Genomic DNA, 4,674 nt, shown 5'->3' with positions numbered 1-4,674 from the left:
CGTGAATTGAAGTTAACTAAGGCATAAAAAAAGGTTCTTTGGCAAATTCTGTTGATGAGAATATTTTAAGAAACTTGATTCTTTTTGTTTAAATCTATTTTTTAACCTAATCCTAGTTAATTTTAAGCAAATTGTTTTATCGATATTAGTCTTACAATAAATAGAAATATTAGTTAAATCTAGTACCATTAAAAGAAGTGTAAATCATGATTAAAAATCAATAAAGTTATATGCATATCTATTCTGGCATCAAAGCCAAGATTTTTCATTACAATTTGTTCTTAATTTTGATTTAGATAGCCTTTGAAGTACCAATTATTCTAATGAGGTTGATTAGTTGATTATGACATTAAATATTTGACTTTTGTAAGTATATAACTGGTTGTTTTTGAATCAGTGATAAAAGGTATTTATCTAGACAATCAAACTTAATTTTTAAAGCTTGGTGTCAAATGTTCACATTCTTCGAGATAGCTACAAATTGAAAGATAAAACTACTTTTTTTCATACGAATTCCTGCACTTGAACACTATGCGGTATAGTATCCTATCTCTGTTTAAAGTTTACGACAAAAAAGTGTCTGGGGAAAAACTCCTAAATCACAAAAAACGTTGATTATCTTGGTTTTATTAACCTTGATATATCAACGTTTTTATTTTTTAAGTTTATCGAAATTTAATCTAAAATCGACTTCTTTCCCAGACTTTTTGGTCTAGAGTGAAAAAAGGTAGTGCTATTAAATTTACCAAAGCTAGCTTAACTTAAATATACAAATGATATTTACTAAAAATAAACTAATCAGTCATTTTGCACTTCCATGTAAAATTGGTAAAGTCCACTTTTGTGTCTTTGCCTTTTTCGGTTTGGACACAAAGCTTTTGCAATTTGAGCATTTCTTCCATACATATCATCTCCTTTTTTTAGTTTAGCTCAACTATAAATGATTTTATTATTAGCGTCAACGCTTTTTTAAAAAATAATGTTCAGTAAGATAAAAAAATATGATAAAATTCTTAGTTAGTAAAAACTATATTTAAAGAAGGTGTAAAAATGTGGGTACCTTGTGATATTTTACCTAAAAGTTTTGATGATGAAGATAAAAAATATTTTGGTCTATCTTCAGATAATTATTACGTGCAATTTAATTTTGAAGACAAAGAAAAAATACCTTTGCAAGGATTTAAAATTCATATTTCTGCAACAATTCACAATTATGAAGGGGTGATTAATCATTGCTTTGAATTCTGCAAGAATCAGAAAATTAATTTTAAATATATTGCAAAGAGAAAAGAAATTGAAAAGAATTTAAACGGCTTTGTTTGTTCATGGGCAATTGGAAAGGTGATTACTATTTACCCTACTACTCATAGGTTTAAAAATATTCTGCTAAGCTTACATAATGATGATTTTTTCAAAAGACAACAGGGCGTTACAATTTTTTCTGATAGGAGATATAAGGATTCAGAATTAATTTTTTACAGATTTGGTAGACTGATTGGACCAGGAAAAGAAATCGTTAATCCTGTTACAAAGGAAATTGAATATTATGATTATGATAGTCCTACTTATAAAATACCTAGTTGGATAAAAGAACCATTTCCTAATAATATTGATGATTTACAGCAAGCTACTAAACTTTACAAAGAATATATTCCAATTGCTGCAGTTAATCACAAAGGCTCAGGGGCTACGTTTATAGCTAAACAAGCAAAAGAGAAAAGAGAAATTATATTAAAAAATGCTCACCCAAATTTCTTTTGTGAGAATATATCTATAATTAACCTTTTGAAACGTGAAAAGGAAAACTTAATAAGTCTTTCGGACTTAGATTTTATCCCTAAATATGTTGATGATTTTTTTGAAAATAAAGATTACTTCTTGTGTGAAGAAAAAATGGAAGGGATAGTTGCTAGTGAATTAAGATCGCTAGAAAGATTTGATTTCTTAAATTCTAAAAAAAGACAGGATACTTTAAGATTTTATCGTTTGTTAATTCTCGATTTGCTTAGAAAGGTTGATTTACTTCATAAAAGGAAATTTTTTATTGGAGATATTTCAGATAATAATTTAATAATTAATCTTAATTCCGGAAGTGTTTCATTTATAGATCTTGCGCAAAGTAAATATATAAATAAAAGGGAACCTGATGATAAAGTGTTCTTTAGAACTATGGGGTATTATGATAAAAGAATTGATGATTTATCATTATTGAATCAAGATAAAGCACAATTGGTCTATCTATTAATATCTTTATTTTCGAGAGCAAACATGTTTTTAAAGCTTGATAATAGTGGAAAAACTACAATCAAATTTTTTAAAAAATACAGTAGTTTTTATAAAATTCCGCAAGCATTTGTTACTTTGATTTTTAAGCTTTATCGTAATCCAACTCAAAGCTTAAAACCATTGATAAATGAGCTAGAAAATGCTGATTTAAGTATTGAATATCATTTTGAGGAAAAATATGATATTCAAGAAATAGAAAGAAACTTAAAGCAGACGATTTTTATTAATCAATTGAAATTAAAAAGAGCAAAAGAAGCTTATAGTAAGAAAGAAAACGATAGCAAAGATTTATTTATCGGTACTTTAGAATATGGAAGCTATGAAATAACTAAGAAATTAAAGAAGAAGATTTACGATGAATGGAGGATTAACAAAATAAGGATGGAGGGGGCTGTAAAGCAATATTCTGACTTGAAATCCGACGATGTAATCGCTACGTTATTTTGCGTGATTGTTTATATTAAACCTGAGTTAGTTGATATACAAGAGTACTTGAAGAGTGTGTTTAATAAGTTTCTAATTGTTTCTGGTAAAGGATATTATTTAAAGATAACGGAAGGTAGTTCACAAGTTTCACCATATTTATCTAATGGATCTGCTGGATTGTTATTATGTCTGTTAGAAATACGGCAAGTGTATAATACAGAATTATATGATAGTTTAATTTTGAAGCTTGTAAAAACTTTGAAAAGTAGTGAAATACCTCAAAGAGGCTCAATTATCAATGGATTGGCAGGTATTGTTATAGCAATCTATAAATATAAAACGATTTTTAAAGATACAGCTGTAGATAGTCGTATATGGGAACTAGTCGATTTAATTCCATATTATCTATATAAAAATGATAAATTACTTTACTTGATTGATGATACGTTTGGAGATGTTTCTGTAAAATTTAAAGATGGAAATAAAGGGATTGTAAAAATAATAAGTGATTTGAAGAAAAATAATTTTTTTAATCAGGAGGAGAATCTATGACGTTTTTAAAGCTACTCAAAACCAACTGGCTAAGAGCAATTATTTTTATTGTCTTGGCAATCGCATCAGCGAGTCTGGTTGCTCTGGGAAATTCATATTTAACTAGTCTGGGTAACTCGTTATTAAAGTATAATGTTAACATTTTTATAACTTATATTTTAATTTTCTTCCTTGTAGGAACTTTGGGAGAAATATTGGGTTTTATCGCAACATATTTGTTCAATAAGCAAGTTCAAGCCTATCTCCATCAGATTAGGGCTAAAATAGTGAATAAGTTGTTTGGGCAAAAAGAAATTACCAAACCAACAGATGTTCAAAATTCACTAACTAATGATTTGAATATGATGAACGATAACTTCTTAACGCCGATTTATCAAATTATCAGTTCAATTTTTAATATTGTATTTTCAATTGCCATTGTTTTTACTTATAGTTGGATTTTAGTAGTCTTAATTTTAATCTTGGCAGTAGCGATGTTTGTCTTGCCACAACTTATCTCAAAGCCACTTGAAAAAGCGACAGTTGCCGTTTCTGAAAATAATAAAGAATACCTTGATACAATCGAAAAGTGGTTTAAAGGTATCGCAATTTTGAAGCGTTATAACGTTAAAGCAAAATTATTTCAGGTATTAGCTAAGAGCTCTGATAAGTTGGAAAAAGCAAACGTTAATCGGTCAAAAAAGGTTAGTCAAACCTCAATCTTTAATGACTTAGTTAATGGTTCAGCCCAAGTATTAATTATTTTTACAGCTGGATTATTGGTAGTAACTAAGAATATGCCATTTGGTGCCTTTTTTAGTATCGGTAACTTTTCTGGAGTAATTTTTACGGGGTTGTTTACTATTGTTAGTCAGATTACTTTGATTCAATCTAGCAAGCAATTAAACCAAAAAATCACTGCTAATATGGCAGCAGTAGATACTACAGTTGCCAGTGATAGCTTGGCTGATTTTGCGACTGTTTCTGGGCAAGACTTAACCCTTAACTTCCCTAATGGTGAACAACTACGTTTCCCGAATTTTGAGGTTAAGCAAGGTGAAAAGGTTCTTTTAACTGGTGATAGTGGAGCAGGGAAGTCAACACTATTTAAGCTAATCTTAGATGAACTAACGCCAAGTAGTGGGAAAATTGTTTTCAAAGACAAAAATGGTAAGCTTCTCAAGCCTAACTTGAATCAAATTGGTTATATTCCGCAAGATCCAGTCTTATTCCCTGGAACAATTCAAGAAAATATTACGCTCTTTAATGATTCTTTGAATGAAAAAGCAAAAGCTTGGGCTGACAAGGTTCAATTAGGGACTGATTTAACCAAGTTCCCTCAAGGGATTAAGACTATGGTTGATTTAGATAAGGATAATTTATCAGGTGGGCAAAGACAGAAGGTAGTCTTGGCCCGGACCCAAGTTTATG

Annotated in this window: 2 protein-coding genes; both read left to right on the top strand. The window is 29.3% G+C overall.

The genetic code is table 11. The features are described from left to right. Nucleotides 1-1,050: 1,050 nt before the first annotated feature. The gene (locus tag FC45_RS07195) at nucleotides 1,051-3,264 is read left to right on the top strand and encodes a class III lanthionine synthetase LanKC N-terminal domain-containing protein (RefSeq protein WP_006585359.1); all 2,214 of its coding nucleotides are present in this window, start codon (nucleotides 1,051-1,053) and stop codon (nucleotides 3,262-3,264) included. After that, nucleotides 3,261-4,674 (top strand): ATP-binding cassette domain-containing protein (locus FC45_RS07190; protein WP_057706508.1); only part of this gene is annotated, 1,414 nt, incomplete at its 3' end. The genes FC45_RS07195 and FC45_RS07190, both read left to right, overlap by 4 nt.

The organism is Lactobacillus jensenii DSM 20557 (genome assembly GCF_001436455.1).
Taxonomy (GTDB): domain Bacteria; phylum Bacillota; class Bacilli; order Lactobacillales; family Lactobacillaceae; genus Lactobacillus; species Lactobacillus jensenii.
Note: the sequence above shows the minus strand (reverse complement) of the source record. Positions and strands in the feature narration are given on the sequence as shown.